Consider the following 25,232-nt stretch of genomic DNA (forward strand, 5'->3'; position numbering starts at 1 on the left):
GCGTCTCAACCGTCTTTCCAGTCCGTCAGCACCGTCTCCAGCGCCCCAGCACCGCCTCAGCAGCGCCGGTGAAGGGGGTTCTAAGGTCTACCCCACAAAGCCGCAAGCAGAAAATTTGAAAAATTCGAAAAAACTCAGAATTTTAAAATTTAATATTAGTTTCAGCTACTTATCACTAAATCCATCTCCAAAACGAACTCCCCACGCCACCGTTTCACCGTGTAACCCGGGTTTTGCACAGGCTTACCCACAGACTCAGGCGGAATCGACCTGCCGGAATCGGCTGAGTGGGTTCGACAGTGGCAGACGCAAGGCCAGAAGGCCCAGAATCACGCTCAGATAGATCAATGGCTCGATCTGGAACCCCTTCGCCAGCATCACGTAATGTAGCCCACCCAAAATCGCGGCTGGATAGACCAGACGTTGCAAGACGCGCCAGCGTGGACCCAAACGGCGCACCGAAAGATTGTTTGATGTCACAGCCAAGGGCAGCAGCAGGAGGCACCCGGCCATGCCCACTGTGATATAGGGACGTTTGAGGATGTCGGCCCAGATCTGGCTTGGCAGTTGCACATCCAAAACCAACCATACCAACAGATGCAGACTGACATAGACAAAGGTCAGCACCCCCAAAGCCCGCCGGAACTTCATCAAGTTCAGCCCCGCAAACCGCCGCAACGGAGATATCGCAAGCACAGCAATCAACAACTGCAACGCCAGCTCGCCATAGCGATGTTCCAGCGCTTCGATTGGATCAATACCCAATCCTCCGGTCAAACCCTGATAGAACAGCCATGGTGCCGGGATCAGGCCCAGCAGATAGACGGCCCAAACAGGCACCCGGCGGAGTATCTGGTTCACGGTCTGCATGCGCTTAGTAGTATTCCGACAGATCCATGCCTTCGTAAAGACCGGCGACTTCAGCCTCATAGCCGTTGAACATCAGTGTCGGGATACGTTTCGAGAACAGCCCGCCCCCGATGGTACGCTCGGACGCCTGAGACCAACGCGGGTGATCCACATTCGGGTTCACATTACTATAGAATCCATATTCACGCGGGTTGGCCATGTTCCAGCTTGTCGGAGGTTCAACATCCGTAAGGGTAATCCGGACGATCGACTTGATCGACTTGAACCCGTACTTCCATGGAACAACCAAACGCAAAGGGGCGCCGTTCTGGTTCGGGATCGGACGATCATAGATTCCCGTCGCCATGATCGTCAGCGGATGCATGGCCTCGTCCAGTCGCAAACCTTCACGGTAGGGCCAGTCCAGGACCGGGAATTGCACGCCGGGCATCTCATCCGGGCGATAGGCAGTCTCAAACGCCACATATTTGGCACCTTCCTGCACACCGGCCATATTCAGCAGATCAGCCAGTTCGAACCCGTTCCAGGGAACAACCATCGACCAAGCCTCGACACACCGGAACCGATAGATTCGCTCTTCGACTGTCATCTCGGACATTATGTCTTTGAAGTCGTATTCACCGGGGCGGTTCACCAGACCATCAATCTGAACGCTCCAGGGTTCGGTGACCAGCGTGTGGGCGTATTTCGCAGGATCATCCTTGCGGGTGCCGAACTCGTAGTAATTGTTGTAGGACGTGATCTCTTCCCAAGTGTTCGGCGTCAAACCCTCAGGAGACTCTTCCGCGAAACCCTTTTGCGCAATCCCCGCCAGCCCGGCACCTGCAAGCCCGGCCATCACCTGCCGCCGGTTCATAAACATCGCCCTTGGGGTGACATCTGCATGTGTCAGTGTATTGGTCCAGCGACGCGCCATCTCTGTCTCCGTGATCGTACATTGTTAATTGTCAGTTAGTGCGCTCTTAGCACAGGACCAAGGCAACATGCGTCACGATTGGGAGACGAGGCTGTAACGAACCATCAGGCGGCGCAACTAAGGCTCAATACAATACTAAACGTCTAATCATTCATAAACTTCGGCTAAAAGTAGCCGCTTTTTCATACGAAATGTACATTTAACCAAACAGAACCTAGCGTCACCCTTGATATTGGCGCTAGCCAACCCGCAGCCCAGCCGCTTAAGTTTTCCCAAGGCGTGAAGGGACGGAGTTGAGATCACCCCAAGGCTGATCACGCAGATAGCGCCACAAAAAATACGACGATATGATCGGAAAGGACGAGACATGAAAATGAAGCTGGTAGCTGGCCTGTCGCTGGCCCTGTTCATCGCGGCATGCGCTGAAAAAGAGACCTACCCAATCTCTGGGTGCGACTCGAATGAGACATTCCCCGTGACCTGCGAGGAAATCGGTGAAGATACCAATCTCGATGAGAGCAACGCACAAGACCTGAACGCGTTGCCGACCGGCACCTAAGATTTCCGATCCTTTGGCCCCTCTGGGTCATGCACGTATTCAAGAGCCTGCCATTCGGCGGGCTCTTGTCGTTTGCGGTCCTCGAAATCATTTGTTCGTCAGATGCAACGTTAACCAAAACGCACAGAACCGATCACGGTGAGTTGAAGCATCGTTCCCCGAAACACTGCACCCTCTCCGACCGCTATCTTTACAACTGCTTCTCGCAAAATGCAGTCTGTTCCGAAGGGGTCTTGTAGGGATCCTTCGAAACCCGACAACCGGGACAGCCGAAAGGGAGAAGACAAATGTGTGACATCTGTGTGATGAACGCGGTCAAGGACCGGATGCTTTCAAGGCGGAGTTTCTTCAAAGCCGCCGCAGCCTCGGGCGTGGCCGTAGCGGCGACCAGTGCAGCAGCGCCAATGGCGATGGCCGCGGGGCACGGCAAGGTTGAGGACATGACCCACACGATCAGCCCTGACTTTCCCACCTATTTTGGTGAGCCCGGCTACGCGTCCGAACAACTGTTCAATTTTGGCGACCACGGCTTCAACCTGCAACGCATGACTGTAAACGAGCACACCGGAACTCATATTGATGCGCCATTGCATTTCTCGGCGGATGGAGCAGCGGTCGACGAAATCCCGGTTACAGATCTCGTGGCACCGCTTTGTGTTGTCGATATCGCTGCGCGGGCGGCCGAAGATGCCGATACTCTACTGACCCCGGACGATCTGAAGGCGTGGATGGCAACCCACGGAGATATTCCGGACGGCGCCTGCGTTGCCCTATACTCTGGTTGGGCCGCCAAGGTCGACAGTGACGCCTACCGCGGATTTGACGGGCAGGCGCAGCACTACCCCGGCTTTCATGTCGAAGCCGCTCAGATGCTGATCGAGGAAACGGGCGCGCGGTCGTTGGCTTCAGACACCCTGTCGCTGGATCACGGAATGTCGGCCGACTTTGCCACCCACTACGCGTGGCTGCCGACGGGCCGTTTCGGGATCGAAAACATCGCTGGGTTGGACCGCGTCCCCGCTTCGGGAGCAACGCTGGTTATCGGAGCGCCAAAGCACAAAGGCGGCACAGGCGGACCCGCGCGCATTTTCGCGATGGTTTGAATGATAACAGTCGAAAAGGATCGAATGCCCGATCCTTTTCGGCACCGCCAATGAGCGGGTCTTGAACATCGAATAAACCTGCCACAAAGTCCGGACTGCAACTCCAATCCCAGACATGTAGAAACCACGATATGATCACGACCGAGCGGATGATGAAGGCCACTGCCCAGCCTGAAGTGTCCGGACTATCCTTCGACGCGTTTTCCCAAAACGATCTGGTCAATCTGATCATGCAAAGGTCAGAGATCATTCATGACCAACCCCGCTCCGGCAGGATTAACCGCGCCTGGGCCGCCGGAAATCCCGAACCCGCCCTATCGCTTGTGCGGGATCACGGAACCGATCTGGCGCGCCGCGCTGCCGCAATTATCTATTTAGAGTATCTGGAACTTCGGGATACGATACAAAGCCTCGCTCCGTCATCGATTGCAGATATCGGCTGTGGTTATGCTATGTTCGATCTGTTTTTGTGGCAGGACCACAAGTGTCACCTGAACCTGATTGATTTAGAAACTACTACAGAACGGCATTTCGGATACGCGGAAACCGGCGCGGCCTATTCCAATCTGTCTGTCGCCCGATCGTTCCTGATGGAAAACGGCATCCGCGCCGGCGACATCACCTGCCTGAATCCCGGCTCAGACGAACTCTCATCAATAGGCACCGTTGATCTGGCGATGAGCTTTATCTCGTGCGGCTTCCACTATCCCGCGCAGACCTATGCAGGTTTTTTTCGCGACGTGGTCGAAGACGACGGTGCCGTCATTCTCGACGTGAGAACCCGCAAACTCCGCGAAGGTTCTGCGTTTCTGGAAACCTTGGGTCAGGTTTCTTTACTTGTGGATGCGGCGCAAGGTGGTGCGAAACGGCTGATTGTCCGAAAAGGCACGTAGGTTTATTGCGCGGGCCGCTTTGGCGCTCGGGCGCGAAAGAAAACGATCGTTTATCTGGGCAACAAAACACATGCTTTCGCAAACGAAAAAGACCTACCGAATGGGTAGGTCTTTTAGGGTTTAAAGCTCAGTGCACGACCGCATCATCCGGCCTTGGACGATCCGACGTTCCCAACCGGTCGCCAATAATCAGGCCGTCTGAGCCCGCAGTAACCGGGACGGTCTCACCATCCTTGACTTCACCAGCCAGCAATGCTTCGGCCAGCGGATTCTGCAACGCGCGTTGGATCACGCGTTTTAACGGACGGGCACCAAAGACCGGGTCATAACCTTCATCGGCCAGCCATTGCTTGGCACCATCGTCCAGCACCAGCTCGATCTTGCGGGCGGCCAGCCGTTTCTGCAGACGCGCCATCTGGATATCGACGATGCCATCCATGTCAGCCCGCTTGAGCCGGTCAAAGATGATCGTCTCGTCCAGACGGTTGAGGAATTCGGGCCGGAAATGGGCCCGGACCGCATCCATCACATCGCGCCGCGCCTGTGCGCTGTCGGCTCCTTCAGGCAACTGACTCAGCGCCTGAGACCCAAGGTTCGACGTCAGGATGATCAGCGTCTGCTTGAAGTCGACAGTGCGGCCCTGACCATCGGTCAAAACGCCATCGTCCAGAACCTGCAACAGCACGTTGAACACATCCGGGTGCGCTTTTTCGACCTCGTCAAACAGCACGACCTGATAGGGCCTGCGCCGCACGGCCTCGGTCAGCACACCGCCTTCATCATAGCCCACATAACCCGGAGGGGCACCGATCAGACGGGCAACCGCGTGTTTCTCCATGAACTCGGACATGTCGATACGAACCATCGCGTTGTCGTCGTCGAACAGGAAGTTCGCCACGGCTTTGGTCAGCTCGGTCTTACCCACACCGGTCGGCCCGAGGAACAGGAACGAGCCCAAGGGGCGGTTCTCATCATTCAGACCGGCCCGCGCACGGCGCACGGCGTTTGCGACGGCAGTGACGGCGGCATCCTGACCAATCACGCGGGAATGCAGATCGTCTTCCATCCGCAGCAGTTTTTCGCGCTCACCTTCCAGCATCTTGGCTGTCGGGATACCCGTCCAGCGTTCGACAACGGATGCGATCTGAGCAGGCCGCACGGTTTCTTCGGCCATCATCGCATTGCTTTCGGCGTTCTCAGCGTCTGTCAGCTTTTTCTCAAGCTCGGGGATGACGCCATAGGACAGCTCACCCGCCTTGGCCAGATTGCCCTCACGCTTGGCGATTTCCAGATCGGCCCGCGCCTTGTCGAGCTGTTCTTTCAGATCCCGCGCACCTGCCAGCTTATCACGCTCGGCCTGCCACTGGGCGGTCATCTCGGCAGACTGCTCCTGCAGATCGGCCAGGTCCTTTTGCAAGGTTTCCAGACGGTCTTTCGAGGCCGCGTCATCTTCCAGCTTCAGCGCCTCTTCCTCGATCTGCATCTGCAGGATCTGGCGATCCAACTGGTCGAGTTCTTCGGGCTTCGAATCCACCTCCATCCGCAGACGAGACGCGGCTTCATCGACAAGGTCGATCGCCTTGTCGGGCAGGAAACGGTCAGTGATATAGCGATGTGACAGGGTCGCAGCCGAGACCAGCGCCGAGTCGGAAATGCGCACACCATGGTGCAGCTCATACTTTTCCTTGATGCCGCGCAGGATGCTGATCGTATCCTCGACTGTTGGCTCCTGCACCAATACAGGCTGGAAGCGACGCGCGAGGGCCGCGTCTTTTTCGACGTATTTACGATACTCATCCAACGTGGTCGCGCCGATACAATGCAGCTCACCCCGGGCAAGCGCAGGCTTGATCAGGTTGGCCGCATCCATTGCGCCGTCGGATTTACCGGCACCAACCAGCGTGTGCATTTCATCAATGAACAGGATGATCTCACCAGCGGCCTCGGTCACTTCGGTCAGAACGGCCTTAAGGCGTTCTTCGAACTCACCACGGTATTTCGCACCAGCAATCAGCGCGCCCATGTCGAGCGCAAGCAACTTTTTGTCCTTCAGCGATTCCGGCACGTCGCCATTGACGATGCGAAGGGCCATGCCCTCGGCAATCGCGGTTTTACCGACACCGGGCTCACCGATCAGAACAGGGTTGTTCTTGGTCCGTCGAGACAGAACCTGCATCGAGCGGCGGATTTCTTCATCCCGCCCAATGATCGGGTCGATCTTGCCCTCAGCCGCCGCCTCGGTCAGGTCACGCGCGTATTTCTTGAGCGCGTCATAGCCTTCTTCCGCCGACGCGGTGTCGGCAGTGCGCCCTTTACGGATATCGTTGATCGCCTCGTTCAGTTTCTGCGCGGTGACGGCACCGTCTTCCAACGCCACCTTGGCTTTCGATTTCACCATGCACAGCGCCATAAGAATGCGCTCGACCGGGACAAAGCTGTCGCCTGCCTTGGTCGCGATTTTCTCGGCCTCGTCCAAAACTTTGGCAGTCTGGCCGTCCAGATAGACCTGTCCGGTGTCGCCTTTGACCTTTGGAATACGCGCCATCGAGGCATCAAGCGCATTCACGACACGGCTGGGCGCACCACCGGCCCGCGTGATCAGGTTGCTGGCCAGCCCCTGATCGTCATCCATCAATGCTTTCAGCAAATGTTCGGGCGTCAGACGCTGATGCTCTTCCCGCATCGCAATAGTCTGCGCCGCTTGCACGAAACCCCGTGCCCGCTCGGTGAACTTGTTCAAGTCCATAGTCTTCTCCTTTTCCAAGCGCCCTGTGTCGATGCGCCCGCTTGGCGGCACGCTTCGGATCTGGGCCTCACATTCAATCTGGGAAATATCTGTCCCGGTTCAAGAGTTCGAAACGCTATTTCCGCCCTACCTGCGCGGAACCGAATAGACAGTGTATCCCCCGGTTTCAGCCACTTCTCGCGCGCCATACATCTGGACCATAGATTGCGCCGCTTCACCACCTGTTGGACAAGATACCAGATCAGCGGCATCATCCAGAAAATCAATTGTAAACGCAGTCTCACCTGTGATCTGACAATCATCATCGGTCGAACGATAGCCCCGCAAAAGCCGCAGGTTGTCGTTAGTGGGAGTCCTTACGACCGTGTCAGCGGCCTCGGTTTCCAATGGCATATCCTGACATCCTGTCAGCAACACGATGATTACGGCGGGTGCAAACTGTTTCACTTTGAATTCCATTCCTTCAATCCGCGCCCATTATACCACATCTGGTAAATTCTGCCGTGACCTGAATCACCTACTCGTCCCACATGGACAGAACCTTGCAAACCCGCTAGGACGCAGACGTTTGCCAAAAACGGAGCGCCCCCATGTCCGACGATCGCCTTATCGTAGCCCTAGATGTCCCCAACGCCCTGCAGGGTTTGGCCATGGCCGAAAGGCTGGGCGACAGCGTCTCTTTCTATAAGATTGGTTTGGGCATGCTTACAGGCGGCGGGCTGGCACTGGCCAATGAGCTGAAACAGGATCACGGAAAACGCATCTTTTTGGATATGAAACTGTTCGACATCGGCAATACCGTCGAAAACGCGGTACGTGGGCTGGCGCAGTTCAATCTGGATTTCCTGACCGTCCATGGCGACCCCCATGTAGTGCGCGCCGCGAAAGAGGGTGCCTCGGGCAAGGATCTGAAAATCCTCGCTGTAACCATCCTGACCTCTCTTAACCGCGATGATCTGGATGCCAGCCTGTTGAAGGATGGCGACGTGCAGGAACTGGTCGTCGAACGCGCGGCAAAGGCGCTTGAGGCCGGGGCAGATGGTGTCATCGCCAGCCCGCAAGAGGCCGCGCTGATCCGGGCCTTACCACAGGCCGAAGGTCGCCTGATTGTGACCCCAGGCGTGCGCCCGGCAGGTGCTGCGCTTGGCGATCAAAAACGCGTCGCCACCCCAGCAACCGCGATCGGTGACGGTGCGGATCACATCGTGGTCGGCCGCCCAATCTATCAATCTGACGACCCGAAAGCCGCCGCCGAGGCGGTTCTTGCCGAGTTAAATTCCTTGACACGGCACTAATCGCGGACGTCAGAAACCGCGGAAAAACCCGGTTTCTGTCAGCCAAACAGTTGACCTTACGTAACTTTTAATGAAAGCCGCGCCAAATCGTCCCTGTGCCCGAAAACACACATGAAAACTGCCTGTTTTCCTTGTGTGAACTCGATCCTATCGAAACCTCTGATTTTCAGCGAATCTGGTCCTGTGATACTCCCCGCGGACCGTCTCTTCCTGAGGTCCGTCACCTCCCCCCGCAACGCGCGGGGGGTCTTCTTTTGCATCAAACAACCACGCGGCGGGGTTTTTCTTGACCAATTGGGTGGTATATTCAAACCCCGCGAATTGATCGAATGAGAGACGGGAACACCGCATGCCCGGTCTGTGCCGAGACTGCCTGACCACTGTGACGGACGACCGCCGCTGCCCTGCCTGCGGTAGTCCGCGCATCAAGACGCATCCTGAACTGTTTGACCTGACCATCGCGCACATGGACTGCGATGCGTTCTACGCTTCGGTCGAGAAACGCGACAACCCTGAACTTGCCGACAAACCCGTCATTATTGGCGGCGGGAAACGCGGCGTCGTGTCGACGGCCTGCTATGTAGCGCGTATTCGCGGAGTGCGTTCAGCGATGCCCATGTTCAAAGCCCTGCAACTTTGCCCCGATGCTGTGGTCATCAAACCCCGCATGTCGGTCTATGCGGAAGTCTCGCGTCAGATTCGGGCGATGATGGACGAGTTGACCCCAGTCGTCGAACCTTTGTCATTGGACGAGGCTTTCATGGACCTGTCCGGCACCCAGCGACTGCACAGTGCACCACCCGCAGTGATGCTGGCGCGCCTTGTGAAACGGATGAAGGATGAGCTGGGCGTGACTGGTTCAATCGGGCTTTCACATAACAAGTTCCTCGCCAAGGTCGCATCCGACCTCGACAAACCACGTGGCTTTTCCGTAATCGGCGAGGCCGAGACCGCTTCGTTTCTGCACGACAAGCCCGTCCGGCTGATCTGGGGCATCGGACCAGCTGCACAAGAATCGCTCGAGCGCGCAGGGATTCGTACGTTCTCGGACCTGTTGCGCTGGGATCAGGAGGCCCTGACAGCCAGATTCGGCGCGATGGGGTATCGGTTGTGGCATCTGGCCCGAGGACAGGACAAGCGCCGCGTCTCTGCCCATGAACCGATGAAGTCCATCAGTAATGAAACTACCTTTTTCGAAGACACGGCCAGCCCTGACATACTTGATGGTCATCTGTGGCGCATGTCCGAAAAGGTGGCGGATCGTGCCAAGGCCAAAAGTCTGGCTGGTAGGGTCGTGACCCTCAAGCTGAAGAAAGCCAATCACAAGATTATCACCCGCCGTGTCTCGTTACGTGATGCGACGCAGATTGCCGACCGCATTTACCGCACGGCCCGCAGTTTGTTCGATCAGGTCGGAGATCAGGGACCCTATCGCTTGCTTGGATGCGGTTTGTCGGATTTGTGCCCCGAGGATCAGGCCGATATCACGGGCGACTTGCTTGACCCCGGCGCAGCACAGCGGTCGCAGGCCGAACGCGCCACGGATGAAATCCGTCGCAGATTCGGACATGATGCTATCTTGAAGGGGCGATCTTTGCGCTGATCTTATTCGGCCGCAAGGCGCAGAGGCTCTTCACCGATCAACGTAATTTCGCCAATGACCTGCCGCAACAGCTCGCGAAAGGCGGTGAAATTCCCGTTTGGCTCAATCCGCGTTTCGTCCATGTAAAGCGAACGGTCTATTTCGATCTGCACCGCGTGCTGATCGCGCGCGGGTCGACCATAGGTCTGCGTAACATACGCCCCAGCAAACGGTGCGTTTCGCGCCACTGTCAGACCAGCGGCCACAAACGCGGCTTCGATACGGTCCACGACTTCGCCAGAGGCTGCGGCGCCAAACCGGTCCCCTAACACGATCTGAGGGCGTGAATTTGCGGTGCCGGCCATGGCCACAGCTTCGTGCGGCATCGAATGGCAATCCACAAGGATCGCCTGCCCGAACGCCTTGTGCGATTCGGCCAACAATGCCTTGAGTCGCGTGTGATATGGCCGCCAGCAGGTATCGATGCGCAGCCGCGCCTCGTCCATTGTCAGCTTACCGCGGTAAATCGCGCGACCATTTGCAACCACCCGGGGGATTACGCCAAGCCCCGAGGACACGCGCGGATTGTGCCCCTGCCGACGCGCGCCTTCCACAAGTGCCGGATCCAACTCCTCGGCACTGCGGTTAAGATCCAGGTAAGCCCTTGGCTTTGTCGCACAAATCAGCGGCGCTCCAAAATCCGAAGCGGGTGCGAACAACTGATCCACGAACGCATCCTCAGAGGATCGAATCACGTCGCGGCTAAGAATTGTCCGCTCCATCAGTTCCTGAGGGTAGTTCCGGCCGCTATGCGGGGAAGCAAAGACCACACAAGACGTGCGCTTGGCAGGCATATCCAATACATAGGCGGCGTTCGGCATGGTGGCTCCTTGGTTCGGTCTGAACATAGACCGGAAAATAGTTATACCAAACCCCTTGAACCCCTTTGCGACTCCTTTTATAGACCCCGCTACCGGCGCGGGGTTCCGCGCCCCATTTCGTTATGGGGCAGGGCACGCAAAGGTAAAGTGGGCGGTTAGCTCAGCGGTAGAGCACTTCGTTGACATCGAAGGGGTCACAAGTTCGATCCTTGTACCGCCCACCATGATTTCACTGTTCCGGGGCTCCGGGACACCCGATTAACCCAGGCGCTGGCCACGTCTTTGATGAAGGCGCCGCAGATTGGAGACAGACCCATGAAGGTCAAGAACTCGCTCCGCTCGCTCAAGAACCGGCACCGTGATTGCCGGATTGTGCGTCGCAAAGGCCGCGTCTACGTGATCAACAAGACGCAGCGCAAGTTCAAAGCTCGCCAGGGCTAAGAACTGCACAAATCGAATTCAGGGAAACCGCGCCGGTTGGGTGCGGTTTTTTTGTTTTCAAATCGCATGTTGCGTTGATTTCCCGCTTAGCTGGTCGCTTGCATGTTTCAGATACTCACATTCCCTTGACGCGATGTGAGTTGGCAGCGCCCCCTTTGTCTGCGCAGCATCCTGCAGTCGCAGAATGAGATAGGGAATTCGCTATGACAATCAAACGCCGCCAATTCGTACAGCTGGGGCTTGCTTCCGCAGCCGCTCTGACACTGGGAACACCTTCTGCATTTGCCGCAGGCAAGGAACGCACCGGCAGCCTTTCCGGCCGCAGCGGCTATAAGGTGAAGGGGACGGTTTCCGTTTCCGGCGACACCGTCACGCTCAAAAGCGATTATGTCTTCGACCCCAGCAAGAACCCGCCAGATATCAAAATCGGCTTTGGCAACGGCGAGAAATACGCGAAGGGCTCCAAGATTCACGACAAACTGACCGTGAAAAAGGGCGAAGCCTCATTCAAGATCCCTTCCGGCATCGACGTCTCCAAATACAACGAGCTGTATATCTATTGTGAGAAATTCACTGTGATTCTGGCCGTCGCGCCACTCAGCTAATTCTCGCCTTGCGCTGTTTGAAATCCGCCTGCATGCGTAGGCGGGTTTCTTTTTTGCCCGGCTTTGTGGAGGGCGAAAATGTACAGTCAGGATTCCTTTTTTGATCTGTCCGCGTGGGGACAGGTCGGGCTTGTCTTCATCAGCCTCACTCTGTTTCTGATGATGGTGCTTTTGGCCCGGCGCTGCCTGAGACGTTTGCCGATATGGGCAAGGTTTCTGGGGGCGCTGATCCTTTTCTGGGTGTTTGTGTCGGCCTCGCCGCAGGTTTACTACATGTATTATCGCATGATCATTCCGGATTTGCCGCTGCAATGGGTCATCTGGCCACCAAAAAACGCCGTTATCCCTTTTGAAATGCTGTTTTTTTCGCACCAGAAAAACCTCAGCGCCCATGGGCAGGGCATACTCGGATGGGCCATTATACTGGCCGCTGTTTTGCAACGTAGGCACCCTTAACGCCTTTCGGATATTCCGCACGCAAGGTTAGTGCGTTGCGCCTTTCCAGCAGCGACCATTTTGACCAACTAATTTTGTCAGTTTTTCTTGCATCCCCGCCAGAATCGTTTAATTGACCAAATCAGTCGGGTTATTGCCCGCCACGACATTCAAAGTTGGGACACATGATGCTGAAATCCTCCACTTGTATTGCTGCCGCTCTGACGGCCCTTATTGCGACCTCTGCCGCGGCTGAGGGCGAGCTGAACCTCTATTCCTCGCGCCATTATGACACCGACGAACGCCTTTATTCGGATTTTGAAGAGGCCACTGGCATCACCATCAACCGTATCGAAGGCAAGGCCGATGAGCTGATCGCCCGAATGGAAGCCGAAGGTGCGAACTCACCTGCCGACATTCTGCTGACCGTCGATACTTCTCGCCTTGCCCGCGCCAAGAACGCAGGCATCCTGCAAGCGATCGACAGCGCGGTTCTGGAAGAGCGTATCCCTGCCAACCTGCAAGACGAAGACAACCAGTGGTACGGTTTCTCGCAACGCGCGCGGATTATCTTCTTTGACAAAGCCGACGTCGCGAACCCGCCGGCAAACTATCTGGATCTGGCCAAGCCGGAATACAAAGGTTTGGTCTGCATCCGGTCGTCCAGCAACACCTATAACCAAACCCTGCTTGCTGCGATCATCACCAACCATGGTGCCGAGGCCGCGAAAACCTGGGCCAAAGGCGTTGTCGCCAACATGGCACGTGACCCGCAGGGCGGTGACACCGATCAGCTGCGCGGGATTGTCTCGGGTGAATGCGAGATCGCCGTTTCCAACTCTTACTACTTCGCCCGTGCACTGCGTAAAGACGTGAAGGGCCTGAGCGCGGATATCGACATGATTGGCATTCAGTTTCCCGCACAAGACGCGGAAGGCGCCCATATGAACCTGTCAGGTGCGGGCATCGCAGCCCATGCGCCGAACAAAGAGAACGCAGTGAAGTTCCTTGAATACCTCGCAGGCGAACAGGCACAGGTCTACTTCTCGAACGGCAATGATGAATTTCCCGCGGTCGAAGGTGTCGCACTGGCCGAAAACGTCGCTTCTCTGGGTGAATTCAAGGCGGATAGGGTGAACCTGTCCGAAGTTGCCAAGAACATCCCCGAAGCGCAAAAAATCTTCAACGAAGTTGGCTGGCAATAATCCTCTAGACCAGACAACGGGAAAGGGCGCGGTTTTCCGCGCTCTTTTTTGTTGTATTATAATAAAATTTATCAATAATCTCATAAAAGGAAATGATTCTCATATTTGATAAATGCTGGATGATCTCTCAAACCGCCTCGCTAACCGATTAAACGAGCTGCGCCTGATGCGCGGTTGGTCCTTGGACCAATTGGCAGAACGCAGCTCTGTCAGCCGCGCCACTTTATCCCGGCTCGAAAAGGGGGGCGTGAGCCCGACCGCAGAAACGCTCGGCCGGTTGTGTGCCGCCTACGGCTTGCCCATGTCGCGCCTGTTGATGATGGTGGAAGACAGCTTTGCACCACGGGTTCCCTTGGAACGTCAACCTGAATGGCGCGACCCTGAAACCGGGTTCACGCGCCGGTCGGTTTCGCCCCCGGCCACCGGTCTGAGTGGTGAGGTCATGGAGGGGCACCTGCCGTCTTCGACAGTTATCACCTATGACGCACCCCCGAAGCCGGGACAGGAACACCATCTGATCATGCTGGATGGCGCTTTGACGCTAACAGTGGACGGCGTGGCGCACGACCTGACGGCCGGAGATTGCCTGCGCTATCACCTTTCCGGTTCGACCCGGTTTGAAACCTCATCCAAGCGCGGTGCGCGTTACTTGTTGGTGCTGATATGATCGAACGTTTGACCTCATCGGATCTGGACGGCGCATTGGACGATTTGACGGGTATTCTGCACGCCTGTGTGCATGACGGTGCCAGCGTAGGATTCATCCTGCCCTTTCCGCCTGAACAAGCACGCGCCTATTGGCTAAACCATGTATGGTCCGGTGTTGCCGAGAACGAGCTGGATCTATTTGTGGTCCGCAACGCCCAGCATGTCTTGGGGACGGTTCAACTTATACCGGCCAAAATGCCGAACCAGCCGCACCGGGCAGATGTCGCTAAACTGCTGGTGCATCCAAATGCCCGCCGCCAAGGACTGGGCCGCGCTTTGATGGCCGCCTTGGAAAAGCGCGCTGCTCAACTCGAGCGCAATTTGTTGGTTCTGGACACGCGCAGTTCAGACCCGTCGCTGCGACTGTATCAAAGCCTTGGTTTCCAGATCGCCGGCGAGATTCCGAACTATTGCCGCAACCCGTTCGATGACCGGCTGGAACCCACAACTTTCATGTACAAAAACCTGCACTAGGCGCTGGTTTTCCGGACATTTGCGGCAAAGCAATAGCCGATCCCGTGAACGGTCTTGATAAAGGCCGGCGCGGCGGGATCAGCTTCGATTTTCTTTCGCAGACGCATGATATGGACGTCGATGGTCCGGTCTCCGACGACGATGTCTCGCCCGCGCGCCTTGTCCAGCAGCTGATCGCGCGAGAACACCACATGAGGATTGGTGACAAAGGCCAACAGCACCTCGAATTCGGTGGTGGTCAGTGGTGTGGCCTCGGGCGCGCCGGACGCGGTCAGGGTCCGCTCGTTCACGTTCAGCACCCAGTCCCCGAAGGTGATCGTTTGGGACTCGGAACCGTTGGTGGGTTTGTCGTCAGGTTTTGACCGACGCAGAACGGTACGGATGCGGGCCAGAACCTCGCGCGCCTCGAACGGTTTGGTGATGTAGTCATCCGCCCCAAATTCCAGCCCGACGACCCGGTCGAAAATCTCATCCCGGCCGGACACCACGATAATTGGAATGTTCGAGTTCATCCGCAACTCGCGCGTGATGTCGAACCCGTTGCGGCCGGGCAACCCGATATCCAGCAGGATCAGATCAACCTCGGCCCGCGCCAGAACAGCATCCATCGCATCGCCATCGGCCACGCACGTGACTGCGCAGCCCTGCTTTTCAAGGTAGCGCTGCAGAAAAGACGTGATCTGCGGGTCGTCATCGACCACAAGGATATGTTCTTGAACCATATTCGAGTCCGGGCGGGCATAGTGGGCTGGCGCGGAACTGTTGTAGCCGCAGCCCCCCGACACTTGCAAGAACGAGCTCTGCCCCGACATCAGAACCGCAGAAAAGACAAGCTATGGCCCTGCGGCAAGGCTTCGGTTTCCGCAGGGATCACTGCCAGCCCATCCGACTGCGCCAACAGCGCAACACGTCCGCTGTAGGACGCCGCCATCAGGCGCAGACGCGGTGTTCCGTCAGGCTCTGCCCCCTCGATCACAACGGGTCGGTATTCCTGACGACCGGCCCGGCGGCTCAGCGGCTCGGACAGAACCGCTTGTTCCGGGGTCTGAGACGCTTGATGCAAACCGGCGCGCCGCGCCATCATGTGCGATCCAACAATCTGCCATGTGACATAGGCCGAAACCGGATTGCCCGGCAGCCCAACATAAAGCGCATCCCCACGCCGCCCGAACATTATCGGCTTGCCCGGTTTCATCGCCACTTTCATCACATCCGGCTTGCCGCCGATGGCCTCGAACAGACGCGGCATGTGGTCTTCATCTCCGACCGATACGCCGCCAGTGGTAATGATCAGATCAGAGCTGTCGCAAGCCTCTCGCAGCACCTGTTCCAGCTTGGCGGGGTTGTCCTCGACCGGGCCTTTGTCGGTCAGGGCAATCCACGGCTTGTCCAGCAGCGCCCGCAGCATATAGCGGTTCGAGTTGTAGATCTGTCCCGGTCCCAATGCCTCGCCGGGTTGTTGCAGCTCGCTACCGGTGGAAAAGATCGTGACTTTCAGCTTGCGATAAACCGTGACCTCGCCATAGCCAGACGATGCCAGCGCGGCAGCCTCACGCGCAGTGATCTCACAACCACGGCGCAGGATCGGGGCGCCAGCCTTCAGGTCTTCGCCCACACGGCGGATGTGCTGGCCGGGCTTGGGGCGACGCGAGAACCGAATGCCTGAGACGGTGGCATCACAATCTTCCTGCATCAAAATGGCGTCGAAATCCGGCGGGACCGGCGCGCCCGTGAAGATCCGCAGCGCACTGCCCGCAAGAGCGTCATGCGCGCCGCTATCCCCGGCAGCGATCCGTCCCGCGACGGGCAGTTCAAACAGCGGACCTTCGCCCAAGTCGGCAGTGCGCACCGCATAGCCATCCATCGCCGAGTTATCAAAAGCGGGCATATCCACCTTGCTGGTGCAATCCTCGGCCAGCACCCGCCCAATAGCGTCAATCAACGGCAGGGTTTCCGTTTCGGTGATCGGGTCGGCCACCGACAGGCCCTTGGTCAGGGCCTGGGAAACCGTCAGAAACATATGAGCCTGCCGATCGCAGGCGCAGCCATCAGCCATTTTGAGCCTCCAGATATGTCAAGAGTTCCTCGAACTCCGCGCGTTCCGCCTCGCCCAGATTGGGCAGGTGGTCGCGGGCGTCCTCGAGATTTGCGTTGGGGTCGCCCACCACCAGCAGCATAACCATGCCGTGCCGGCCATGAACGCGGCAGCGAATGCCATAGACGCCCTCATGCTCGAAGGTCAGATCCAGCTCGGGCTTGCCGCGAATTTCGAAACTGCGTGCGTCCTCGGGGATCATCGGACGGATGGATGTCACCGTATGCCGCCCGGTCGAGCCCTTGAACCGCACCGTGGAACCAGCGGGCACTTGCAGGAACTTGGGTTCGAATCGAAATGCATGGACCGGGGTGTCTGCATTCAGGTCGATGATCTGGTGAACGACGGCAACGTCAGGGAGGTCATCGGCATAAAGGGCGGGAGCAATGGTCATTGCGCCCGCCAATATCGCTGCAGCCAGTTTCAGCGAAATGCTCATCTGTCCCTCCGGGCAGTTAGGCTGCCCGTGCGGGTTCCCCCAACAGATCAGCCAATGCGTTTATCATCACCGGCCATTGCGCGCGTCGGTCTTCGTCGCGCAGTTCGGCCAGCAGTTCGCGGCCAATGGACACGATCGCGGGGGGGCTGTCCTTGACATAGGTCACAATACGCTGCTCGGGGTTGGCCAGCAGGAAAGGTACGATGGCCGCCCCCGCCTGATCTGGAGCGGTTTCCGACAGCAGCCGCATAGCCGCCTGCCGTACCGGGGCCGAGACATCGTCCAGCAGGCTGCGTGCCACATCCGGGGTGCCGTCCCATCGGGTCAGGATATGCATGGCGTCGATGCGGAACGGCGTATCGCCGGTTTTCACCATCGCACGCAGCTTACCCCGCAGCGCATCCTGGGGCGGCAGATCCGCCTGTTGCAGCAGCTTCAATGCTTGCAGAGAAAGCGCGGAGTCCGTGTGCGACAACCCCTTGGTGATCAAATCGACCAGCTGGTCTTGATCCAATTCCGCACCATGGCGCGTGACGGCCACACCCAGCGCGGCAAACGCCTGCAGCGCGATCTCGGTTTCCGGGTCTTGCGCAATCTGCGCCAGCATGACCTGCATTCCCTTGACCTCGCCCAACAGGCGGATGGCGGACATGCGGGTTTCACGCTGCAGCGCATCGGCATCGTCATCCAGCGCTACGCGGCGGCGTTTGGGGTGACGGGTCGCCTTGGCCAGCAGCGCCTGTTCGCGCGGAGTCAGGGGTTGCACCTCATCCTCTTGCGCTTCCTGCGTCATCTCGGCGGCAATCGCGTCATGTCCCAGAATCGCACCAAGGCTTGAGGTCGGGCCATTCTCGCCGCCCTCGGACACATCCAACCCGGCCTCTTCCAGCGCGGCGATATCGGTTGGCTGGGTCTCTTCTTCTGCGGCTTCGTCGGCAGCAACAGGCATCGGGGCCAGCGCGAAGGACAGCAGCAACTCGCGCCCTTGTTGCTGGTTCACATGCGGACGGTCGGCATCCGTGACGATCATCGCCAGCGACGCAACGGCCTTCAACCGCACTGACCGGAAGGGCGCGCGGCAGGCGCGTTGCAGCCATTCTGTCGCCTCACGAAGGGGCGAGTTCGCCAGCGCATCGACGATAGCCCATTGCAGGCGCTCGGCCTTGAGGTCATCGGCATCGACCGAGAAAAGCGAATTGAGCCGGTCGGCCACCAATTCCGGGGCAAGCGCCGCCAGCAGGCCCAGCGCCTGCGCGGACACTTCGGGCTGTTGACCGGTGGCGAGGAAATCCAGCACCTGCCAGCGCAGATCGTCCTGGTCGGCAATCGGCGTTGTGCGATCCAGCCGCTCAATCAGCGCCAGTTGCACCTTGGCACCGGGGTCGCGCATCATGCGGTCCAGCAGCTCGGGTTCCGAAAACCCAGCTTGGTTCAGCGCGGCAATACGGATGTCCTCTACCGCATCGGTCAGCGCCTGTTCGACCAGCGCGGCATCGTTTGTCATCAGTGCTTCATACGCGATCAGGCGCACGGCCCCATCCTTGTCGGTGGTGGCTTCGCGCAGGATCGCTTCGGCCTCGGCCCCACCGATGGCGGCGAGCGTCCGCAAGGCACGATGGCGCAGGCGGCGGTTCGAGGATTGGGTGAAAACGCCCAGCGTCGGCACTGATGCCTCACCAATCCGGCCCAGCGCTTCGCAGGCTACATCGCCCAGTTCCTGCCCGTCTTCGTCCATCAGGGCCATGACGATGGGTTCAATCGCCGCCACATCGCCCATCCGGCCCAGAGCCTTGATCGAAGCGATCTGCGTGTCCAGCCAATCGTCCCATTCGTCCTGGTGTAGCTCGTCCTCGTCCCACGTGATCTCATCCCCGCGTCCAGTGACGAGTGTGCGCAGGTAAGGCGCTGCGTCTTCGGATTTCAACTCGGCCAGAGCGGTGACGCAGGCCAGTTTCACCTCGCCACACGGATCGTGGATCAGGTTTTCCAGCAGTTGAGGTGCTGCGTCCTGAACACCCAGCGCGCCTAGCGCTTGAGCGGCGTCCTGCCGGACGTCTTCATCGTCATCCAACAGCGCTTCGACCAAAGCCGGGCTATTGGCGGCGCCAATAGCACTCAGGGCCTGAATGGCGCGCAGGCGGATCACGTCATATTCGGATTTTGCGTAGTCAGAGAACAAGCTGGTGGCCTCATCACGCAGGGCGGTATCGGAATGCATGTTCATATCGGGTCTGCCATGTTTTGCGGTTGGGTGGGGTTGGGTGAAAGTGGAAGGCAGATTTCCCAACCGATACCTGCCTTCCAGTTAGGCCGGGGACGCCCGGCCCATGGTCCCTTCTGCAGTGGGACCAGACCCGGGGGGCGGCATGGCGACCGCCCCCCGGAAAGCCGTCAGGCGATGTCGCGCGGCGCAAAGGACATCGTACGGAACGAGGTCTTGTAGGGGCTCGGCCCCAGTTTCCGCAGCTTGGCAACGCCCATCTTGTAGTTGTAGTTGCCACTGATCCAGTCGACGATCCGGCCCTCAAGCGCGTTCGCGGGCTGCTGCATGTGCAGGAAGTCCATGTAGACCACGCTTTTCTTGATGGCGGGCGTGACCATGGCCACGGCGGTGATCGCCGCTTTGGTCAGTTCGATATGCCCGTTCTCCATAAGTTTCGAGAACTGGAAGTCGTCGCCTTCCACACCCAGCAGTGTGGTCTTGTTGCCTGGAACGCGTTCCGAGTAGACCATCACGTAGTCGCCGCTTTCGATACCACGCTCAGCCGCATCGTCGGGGTGAATCTCAACCCAGTTTTCCGGCCAGCGCTGCACGATATACGGGCGGCGACGGTCGTCAAAGCCAGACTGCCAGCGTTCGTTGATCCGACCGGAGGTCGCCCACAACTCGCCTTCTTCCTTGTTGGGTTTCAGCCATTCCCAATAGTCCGAGAACAGACCCCACGGCGATTTCTGGATGTTGCACTTGCCGGTCTGACTGTTGAAATGCGTCAGCTTCTTGTTGAACACATCCGCACCAGCCGCACCGGTATTGGGCAGTTCGCGGGTTGTGTCGTGCAGACGCTTGGTTTCAATCAGCGTGACCCCATCGGCATCCAGCATGACCGGGCATTGCACGCCGTCGGTGCCGAATTCACGGACCTTCTGGTGCAGGCCTTTGCCCTCTTTCTTGGCCAAACGATAGACCGCGTGGAAGTCCTTGCGCGACCCGCGGGTAAAGCGCACGGCCTCTTCCGCGACCTCGTTCGAGTTCTGCCAGTCGAACCCGTCAAAGCCCATCCGCTGTGCCAGTTGCGCAATGATCCACCAGTCGGGCTTGGCCGCGCCCGGCGCATCATAGAACTTCTGATACAGACGCAGACGGCGTTCGCCGTTGGCGCGCAGGAAGTCTTCCTCACCCCAGGTCGCTGCAGGGAACACGATGTCGGCATAGCGATTGCCGATCGGGTCTTGCAGATAGATGTCCTGGTTGATCACCACCATACCGCCGCTGTCGGCGCGGGCCTTCAGCGTATCGATCATCTCTTGCTTGTCGAAAGAGGCGATCTGGTGCGGGTTGCGGACGGTCAGTTCCTCGAACTTGTCGGCCAGTTGCTGGCTGCCGCACATGGACTGGATCCATGTGGTGCCGATCACGTGGGCCATACGGGTATGACCTGCGATCAGATACCGGTCGGTATCCATGGCGCGGCGACGGCGACCGGGCAGTTTCTCGGGCGATTTGTTGCGCGGGTACTTCCCGCCCTTCACGCCGCCCCGCTGGTGACCACCGGCCCGGCCAATGACCTGACCCGGACGACCGCCACAGCCACAGATGATACCCAGAGCCGAGATCGCCTGCGTGTTGCCGGTGTTGTTGGACCAGTAGAACCCTTTCTCGATCATGACCGAGGTTTTGGGTCGTGTGCCATCTGCCTTGGGTTTGGCCAACCATTCGGCGGCAGTATAGATTTTCTGCACGTCGATTTCGGCCATTGCGGCAGCGGTCTCGGGCGCGAACTCGTCCTGCGACAGCAGCCACTCTTTCCAGTCTTCAAAGCCCTTGGTCTGGAACTTGCCCCAAGTCGTACGCCACTGCCATGGCGTGTTCCGGGTGCCCTGACCGAAGCCGGACGAGCTTTCCCACTTGTTGTTGACCCATTTCTTGATCCAATCGCTGTCTTCCCAGCCATTTTCCACGATTACGCGGGCGATGGCGTTGACGACCAGCAGGTCAGTGCCGGGCAGAACGTCGATATGCAGGCCACCCATCTTGACCGCATGGGCCACACCGGCCGAGCTGCGCGGGATCAGATAGATCTCTTTCTGACCGTTCTGCATCCCCTTCATCATCCACTGGGTATAGAGGATGGTCTTGGTCTCATACGGGTCGGTACCGCAGACCAGCAGGGTCTCTGCATCGCGCCAGTCTTCGTAAGACGGGCCGAAGTTGTCGAAACCCGCGTCCCGGAAACCGGGGGTTGAGGTCACGTCGGACGGCGTGTCGTGGAAGGTGAAGTTGGCGGTGTTGATATGACGCAGCGCGTATTTCGAGATCGCATAGGTGTTCTCGATATACTGATAGCTGAAGGTTTTCACGCCATAGGCATTGGTGCCGTGCTTGGCGATGACGTGGTTGCCCACCTCAGCCGCCACATCCAGCGCCAGATCCCACGGAACCGGCATCAGCGTGCCGTAGATCCGCATCAGCGGTGTCTTCAGACGGTCACGTGTCGGTGTCTGCGGGTTATAGCATTTCTGCGCAATACACCCGCCCCGCAAGGAGCTGTCGCCGTCGGTGTTGACGTATTGCGTGTCCTTGTCCGGGATGATCACCACGTGGTGCGGCTGACCTTTGTGCAGAACGATATTGTGCTGGTTCGGCGCGACCCATGCACCCAAGGGTGCAACAGGGAAATCCTCGCCAAAGGCGTTTTCGTCTGCGGTGGGGCCACCGGGTTTGGCCGTCACGGGCCAGCGGTAGACTTTGTAACCACAGGCCACGATGCAGTAGTCGCAGGCGGTCGAGATTACCTCGGCGCCTTTGGGCGGCAGCGGGACGTTGGTTTCGGGTACGTAATACGGGGTTGCCATGTGAGTATCCCCTTCCCTTATGCAATCAGGTTGTCGTAGCGGCCGTAGATCAGGCCGAACATGCCGACGGCGTAGATGTCATCACCGTCCAGTTCCAAAAGGACCTGCGGCAGCGACTGATAGGCTTGCCCCGAAACGAGGATGCCGTGCCGTGTCACGTCATAGGTGGACAGGTGCAGCGGGCACGGGCCCAGCACCTTATGTTCGGGTTTGTAGCTGTCATACATCGACCCGCCCTGGTGGGTGCAGGTGAGGTTGAAGGCCACAACGTCCTTTTGCGGACCGATGCCACCGCCGCTTTCCACGCCGGTCTTGACCAGAATCGAGTCCGAGTAGTCGCCCTCATCGGGGTAGTAGAACTCGACCGGGACATCCTGTTCCAGCTCGGACAGTTTGCCGATCAGCTTGCGCGGATAGGTGGACACAAGGGCAGGAACCTGTTCGGCCTGGCCGTGGCGAGTGGGCATGGCCACCATCACGGCAAAGGTTGTTGCGCCCGAGGCGAACAGGAACTGGCGGCGGTTCACGGTGCAGGCCTTCTTGGCCTCGCCAGAACAGCTGCATCCGGTTGCGTTATGATCTTTCATGACGCTTACTCCTCTGCTGCAACCGCAGAAAGCGGCTGGTAATCCGGCAGATCGGGCTCTTCGACCAAGATCTCGTCACCGGACAGGGATTTCAGGAAGGCCACCAGATCCGCCTTTTCCTGATCGTTCAGGCCAAGCGGCTGGATCAGATCGGATTTGGTTGCTGCGAATTCATTCTCGCCACCGCCCTGGTTGTAGAATTCAACCACGTCCTCGAGCGTCTCCAACATGCCGTTATGCATGTAGGGTTCGGTGTAGAGGGTGTAGCGCAGGCTTGGCGTGCGGAACTTGCCCAGATCGGCCTTTTCCTTGGTGCGGAAATAGAAACCGGGGTCGTCTTTGGTGTGGCGATAGAAATCCTCGGTCGAGCCTTTGGCATAGAGCTCATACCGGAAGGTCACTTGCGCCAGACCGTCATCTTCCCAGCCGCTATAAGGTGGAACGCCGGTGTTGTAATATTTCTCATCCGACAGCAGCGCGCCGTTGTGGCATTCGGAACATTGCGCCTTGCCCGTAAACAGCTCCAGCCCGCGTTTCTGCTCGTCGGTCAGCGCCGCATCATCCCCGCGCAGATAGTTGTCGAAGGGCGTGTCGGTCTGAACGATGGTGCGTTCAAACGCAGCGATTGCGCGCCATGCGTTGCTGATGCGCGGCCATTGATCGCCGAAGACATCGTTAAAGCGTTTGACATATTCGGGCACAAAGGCCAGGCGGGCCTCCATCATGTCGGCCTCGCCGTTGCCGGCGACTGCACCGCCTGCAGCGGATTTAGCCTGGCTTTCAAGGCTCTTACTTGATCCCGCCCAGAACAGCTTGCCGTAGTAAGCCGAGTTCACGATGGTCTGGCTGTTGCGCCAGTGAGTCGTGCCGGGATAACCGAACGAGATCGGCGCTTCGACGTCCCAGCCCACATCGGGCAGGTGACAGGCCGAACATGGCGTTGTCTCGTTCCCGCCCAGCCGCGGATCGAAGAACAGCATCTTGCCCAGTTCGATCTTGGCCTCGGTCTGCGGGTTGTCCAGCGGGATGGGCGGCTCGCCCAGCGCCACTAACGGCGCATCGGGATCGGGGTCTGCGCCGCCGATACCGGCCTCAATCGCGATACTGTCCGCAGCGAACGCTTGCGAACCGATGGCGGCAAACAAGGCAGCGGTGGCGATTGTGCCTGAAAGGTAAGACTTAAGGTCTTTCATGGGTCCACTCCTCAGTTTGTCGTTTCGCGCCAGTTTTCGATCGGCGCATAATCCGTATCGATCTCTTCGGCGACGAATTCGGGCCCGGTCAGCGGCTCGCCGGACAGTGCCTTCAGGAAGGCCACCAGCTGTGCTTGTTCGGTCTCGGAAAGGTTCAGCGGCTTGATGCGCGGATCCTTGTTTTCATCGTCACCGCCACCGGCGTTGTAGAAGGCCACCACATCTTCGAGCGTTTCCATCGTGCCGTTGTGCATATACGGCGCGGTATAGGTCAGCTCGCGCAGCGTGGGGGTCATGAAGGTGCCGAACGTGTCAGCGGTGTGTGTGCGGATATATGCTCCGGGGTCAGCACGCAGGTTCATGTAGTTCTCGACGCCGAGAAACTTCATCATGGTCACAAAGGTGATGTGCCGTGTCGGGTCCGCCCAGATGTCAGGGTTGTCGCCGACGCCGATATTGTGCGGCAGATCGTCAGTGAATCGCTCGCCCGAGTGGCACGAATTACAGCCGCTGGCGTTGAACAGCTCATACCCCGCCTTGGCCTCGTCCGACATCTCTCCAGTGTCGAAGGGCGCGCCGCGCGAGATCAGCGTTTTCAGATATTCCGGGATCGCGTTACGGACGCCACCGTTCGAAGGTTCACCAAATCCGGCAGCTTCGAACATCTCGACATAGACCGGGTCCTGCTTGATGCGTTCCTGCATCAGACGCATGTCCATGTTCATGGAATAGGTCTCGGTGATGCTTTCGCGGGTCACGTCATTCAGGTTGGTGCCTATCCGCCCGTCATGGAACCATGCCTCGCGCTTGGCGCTGTTGATCAGCGTCGGCACGTTGCGGAAATGCAGGTTGCCCGTATAGGCGTCCGACAGGGCCTGCCCGTCGGTGAACCCGTTTTCCGGCTGGTGGCAACTGGAACAGGACAGCGCAGCGTCCCCGGACAGTCGCGAATCAAAGAAAAGTCGTTTGCCAAGGGCCGCCTTGGCTGGGTCGAACTCTATGGCTTCTACCGGGCCCGGCTCATCCGCCTGGGCCTGGTGAACCGGGAACGCAGCGCTCATCGTCAGCAGCGAAACTGTCGACAGCGCCGAGAACCATGTTCTGGCTTTGGTCATCATCTATAAGCCCCTTT

Annotated in this window: 24 protein-coding genes and 1 tRNA gene; 12 read left to right on the forward strand and 13 right to left on the reverse strand. The window is 58.4% G+C overall.

Translation table 11 applies throughout. The features are described 5' to 3' along the window. Nucleotides 1-255: 255 nt before the first annotated feature. Both msrQ and msrP read right to left on the reverse strand, forming a co-directional pair. A complete protein-coding gene (gene msrQ, locus AC2FNR_RS18555; RefSeq protein ID WP_496850670.1) occupies nucleotides 256-870 on the reverse strand; it encodes a protein-methionine-sulfoxide reductase heme-binding subunit MsrQ in 615 nt (204 codons plus the stop codon). A 4-nt stretch (nucleotides 871-874) separates the two neighbouring features. Further along, nucleotides 875-1,786, reverse strand: a complete 912-nt coding sequence (gene msrP, locus AC2FNR_RS18560; RefSeq protein ID WP_496850672.1) for a protein-methionine-sulfoxide reductase catalytic subunit MsrP — start codon at nucleotides 1,784-1,786, stop codon at nucleotides 875-877. Between the two features lie 367 nt (nucleotides 1,787-2,153). Between msrP and AC2FNR_RS18565 the strand changes: the two genes are divergently transcribed. The 3 genes from AC2FNR_RS18565 (at nucleotide 2,154) to AC2FNR_RS18575 (ending at nucleotide 4,341) form a co-directional block, all read left to right on the forward strand. Continuing rightward, the gene (locus tag AC2FNR_RS18565; RefSeq protein ID WP_170356042.1) at nucleotides 2,154-2,345 is read left to right on the forward strand and encodes a hypothetical protein; all 192 of its coding nucleotides are present in this window, start codon (nucleotides 2,154-2,156) and stop codon (nucleotides 2,343-2,345) included. Between the two features lie 287 nt (nucleotides 2,346-2,632). After that, a complete protein-coding gene (locus AC2FNR_RS18570; RefSeq protein ID WP_353392880.1) occupies nucleotides 2,633-3,448 on the forward strand; it encodes a cyclase family protein in 816 nt (271 codons plus the stop codon). 131 nt (nucleotides 3,449-3,579) lie between these two features. After that, complete coding sequence (locus AC2FNR_RS18575) at nucleotides 3,580-4,341, forward strand: class I SAM-dependent methyltransferase (protein ID WP_496850675.1); 762 nt, start codon at nucleotides 3,580-3,582, stop codon at nucleotides 4,339-4,341. Between the two features lie 127 nt (nucleotides 4,342-4,468). Here AC2FNR_RS18575 and clpB read toward each other — a convergent pair whose 3' ends face one another. Together clpB and AC2FNR_RS18585 are read right to left on the reverse strand one after the other, a co-directional pair. After that, entirely contained in the window at nucleotides 4,469-7,087 is a 2,619-nt protein-coding gene (gene clpB, locus AC2FNR_RS18580) for an ATP-dependent chaperone ClpB (protein WP_496850676.1), read from the reverse strand. Between the two features lie 126 nt (nucleotides 7,088-7,213). Continuing rightward, a complete protein-coding gene (locus tag AC2FNR_RS18585; RefSeq protein ID WP_496850678.1) occupies nucleotides 7,214-7,546 on the reverse strand; it encodes a hypothetical protein in 333 nt (110 codons plus the stop codon). Nucleotides 7,547-7,677: 131 nt separating this feature from the next. Here AC2FNR_RS18585 and pyrF point away from each other — a divergent pair, with 131 nt between their 5' ends. Both pyrF and AC2FNR_RS18595 read left to right on the forward strand, forming a co-directional pair. After that, nucleotides 7,678-8,382: an orotidine-5'-phosphate decarboxylase gene (gene pyrF, locus AC2FNR_RS18590; protein ID WP_496850680.1), complete on the forward strand. Its 705-nt coding sequence runs from the start codon at nucleotides 7,678-7,680 to the stop codon at nucleotides 8,380-8,382. Nucleotides 8,383-8,731: 349 nt separating this feature from the next. After that, on the forward strand, nucleotides 8,732-9,985 hold the full coding sequence (locus AC2FNR_RS18595; protein WP_353392871.1) for a DNA polymerase IV: 1,254 nt from the start codon (nucleotides 8,732-8,734) through the stop codon (nucleotides 9,983-9,985). Between the two features lie 2 nt (nucleotides 9,986-9,987). On the opposite strand, the gene AC2FNR_RS18600 is transcribed toward AC2FNR_RS18595, so the two are convergent. Further along, a complete protein-coding gene (locus AC2FNR_RS18600) occupies nucleotides 9,988-10,845 on the reverse strand; it encodes an N-formylglutamate amidohydrolase (RefSeq protein WP_496850682.1) in 858 nt (285 codons plus the stop codon). 149 nt (nucleotides 10,846-10,994) lie between these two features. Here AC2FNR_RS18600 and AC2FNR_RS18605 point away from each other — a divergent pair. From AC2FNR_RS18605 to AC2FNR_RS18635, 7 genes are all read left to right on the forward strand, one after another. After that, a tRNA-Val gene (locus AC2FNR_RS18605) sits at nucleotides 10,995-11,069 on the forward strand. Nucleotides 11,070-11,160: 91 nt separating this feature from the next. Continuing rightward, complete coding sequence (gene ykgO, locus AC2FNR_RS18610) at nucleotides 11,161-11,286, forward strand: type B 50S ribosomal protein L36 (protein WP_008755722.1); 126 nt, start codon at nucleotides 11,161-11,163, stop codon at nucleotides 11,284-11,286. Nucleotides 11,287-11,489: 203 nt separating this feature from the next. Next, nucleotides 11,490-11,891 (forward strand): DM13 domain-containing protein, encoded by a 402-nt coding sequence (locus tag AC2FNR_RS18615; protein ID WP_496850684.1) that lies wholly within the window; start codon nucleotides 11,490-11,492, stop codon nucleotides 11,889-11,891. Between the two features lie 78 nt (nucleotides 11,892-11,969). Then, nucleotides 11,970-12,347: a hypothetical protein gene (locus AC2FNR_RS18620; protein WP_353392867.1), complete on the forward strand. Its 378-nt coding sequence runs from the start codon at nucleotides 11,970-11,972 to the stop codon at nucleotides 12,345-12,347. 167 nt (nucleotides 12,348-12,514) lie between these two features. Continuing rightward, entirely contained in the window at nucleotides 12,515-13,531 is a 1,017-nt protein-coding gene (locus AC2FNR_RS18625) for a Fe(3+) ABC transporter substrate-binding protein (RefSeq protein WP_496850686.1), read from the forward strand. 112 nt (nucleotides 13,532-13,643) lie between these two features. Continuing rightward, nucleotides 13,644-14,198, forward strand: a complete 555-nt coding sequence (locus tag AC2FNR_RS18630; protein ID WP_170755268.1) for a helix-turn-helix domain-containing protein — start codon at nucleotides 13,644-13,646, stop codon at nucleotides 14,196-14,198. Beyond that, nucleotides 14,195-14,713, forward strand: coding sequence for a GNAT family N-acetyltransferase (locus tag AC2FNR_RS18635; protein ID WP_496850688.1), 519 nt, complete (start codon nucleotides 14,195-14,197; stop codon nucleotides 14,711-14,713). Before AC2FNR_RS18630 ends, AC2FNR_RS18635 begins: the two co-directional genes overlap by 4 nt. Here the strand turns inward: AC2FNR_RS18635 and AC2FNR_RS18640 are convergent. The 8 genes from AC2FNR_RS18640 to AC2FNR_RS18675 form a co-directional block, all read right to left on the reverse strand. Next, entirely contained in the window at nucleotides 14,710-15,435 is a 726-nt protein-coding gene (locus AC2FNR_RS18640) for a response regulator (RefSeq protein WP_170755266.1), read from the reverse strand. The genes AC2FNR_RS18635 and AC2FNR_RS18640 overlap by 4 nt on opposite strands. A gap of 89 nt (nucleotides 15,436-15,524) precedes the next feature. After that, nucleotides 15,525-16,769: a molybdopterin molybdotransferase MoeA gene (locus AC2FNR_RS18645; protein WP_496850690.1), complete on the reverse strand. Its 1,245-nt coding sequence runs from the start codon at nucleotides 16,767-16,769 to the stop codon at nucleotides 15,525-15,527. After that, nucleotides 16,762-17,247, reverse strand: coding sequence for a plastocyanin/azurin family copper-binding protein (locus AC2FNR_RS18650; protein ID WP_480869183.1), 486 nt, complete (start codon nucleotides 17,245-17,247; stop codon nucleotides 16,762-16,764). The genes AC2FNR_RS18645 and AC2FNR_RS18650 overlap by 8 nt, the downstream gene beginning before the upstream one ends. 16 nt (nucleotides 17,248-17,263) lie before the next feature. Then, the gene (locus AC2FNR_RS18655) at nucleotides 17,264-19,471 is read right to left on the reverse strand and encodes a HEAT repeat domain-containing protein (protein ID WP_496850692.1); all 2,208 of its coding nucleotides are present in this window, start codon (nucleotides 19,469-19,471) and stop codon (nucleotides 17,264-17,266) included. A gap of 167 nt (nucleotides 19,472-19,638) precedes the next feature. After that, nucleotides 19,639-22,320: an arsenate reductase (azurin) large subunit gene (locus tag AC2FNR_RS18660; protein ID WP_496850693.1), complete on the reverse strand. Its 2,682-nt coding sequence runs from the start codon at nucleotides 22,318-22,320 to the stop codon at nucleotides 19,639-19,641. 17 nt (nucleotides 22,321-22,337) lie between these two features. Beyond that, entirely contained in the window at nucleotides 22,338-22,907 is a 570-nt protein-coding gene (locus tag AC2FNR_RS18665; RefSeq protein WP_170724694.1) for an arsenate reductase (azurin) small subunit, read from the reverse strand. A 5-nt stretch (nucleotides 22,908-22,912) separates the two neighbouring features. Further along, on the reverse strand, nucleotides 22,913-24,100 hold the full coding sequence (locus tag AC2FNR_RS18670; RefSeq protein ID WP_496850696.1) for a cytochrome-c peroxidase: 1,188 nt from the start codon (nucleotides 24,098-24,100) through the stop codon (nucleotides 22,913-22,915). A gap of 11 nt (nucleotides 24,101-24,111) precedes the next feature. Beyond that, nucleotides 24,112-25,218, reverse strand: coding sequence for a cytochrome-c peroxidase (locus tag AC2FNR_RS18675; RefSeq protein ID WP_496850697.1), 1,107 nt, complete (start codon nucleotides 25,216-25,218; stop codon nucleotides 24,112-24,114). Nucleotides 25,219-25,232: the final 14 nt, after the last annotated feature.

It is taken from the genome of Ruegeria sp. SATB045, assembly GCF_059613525.1.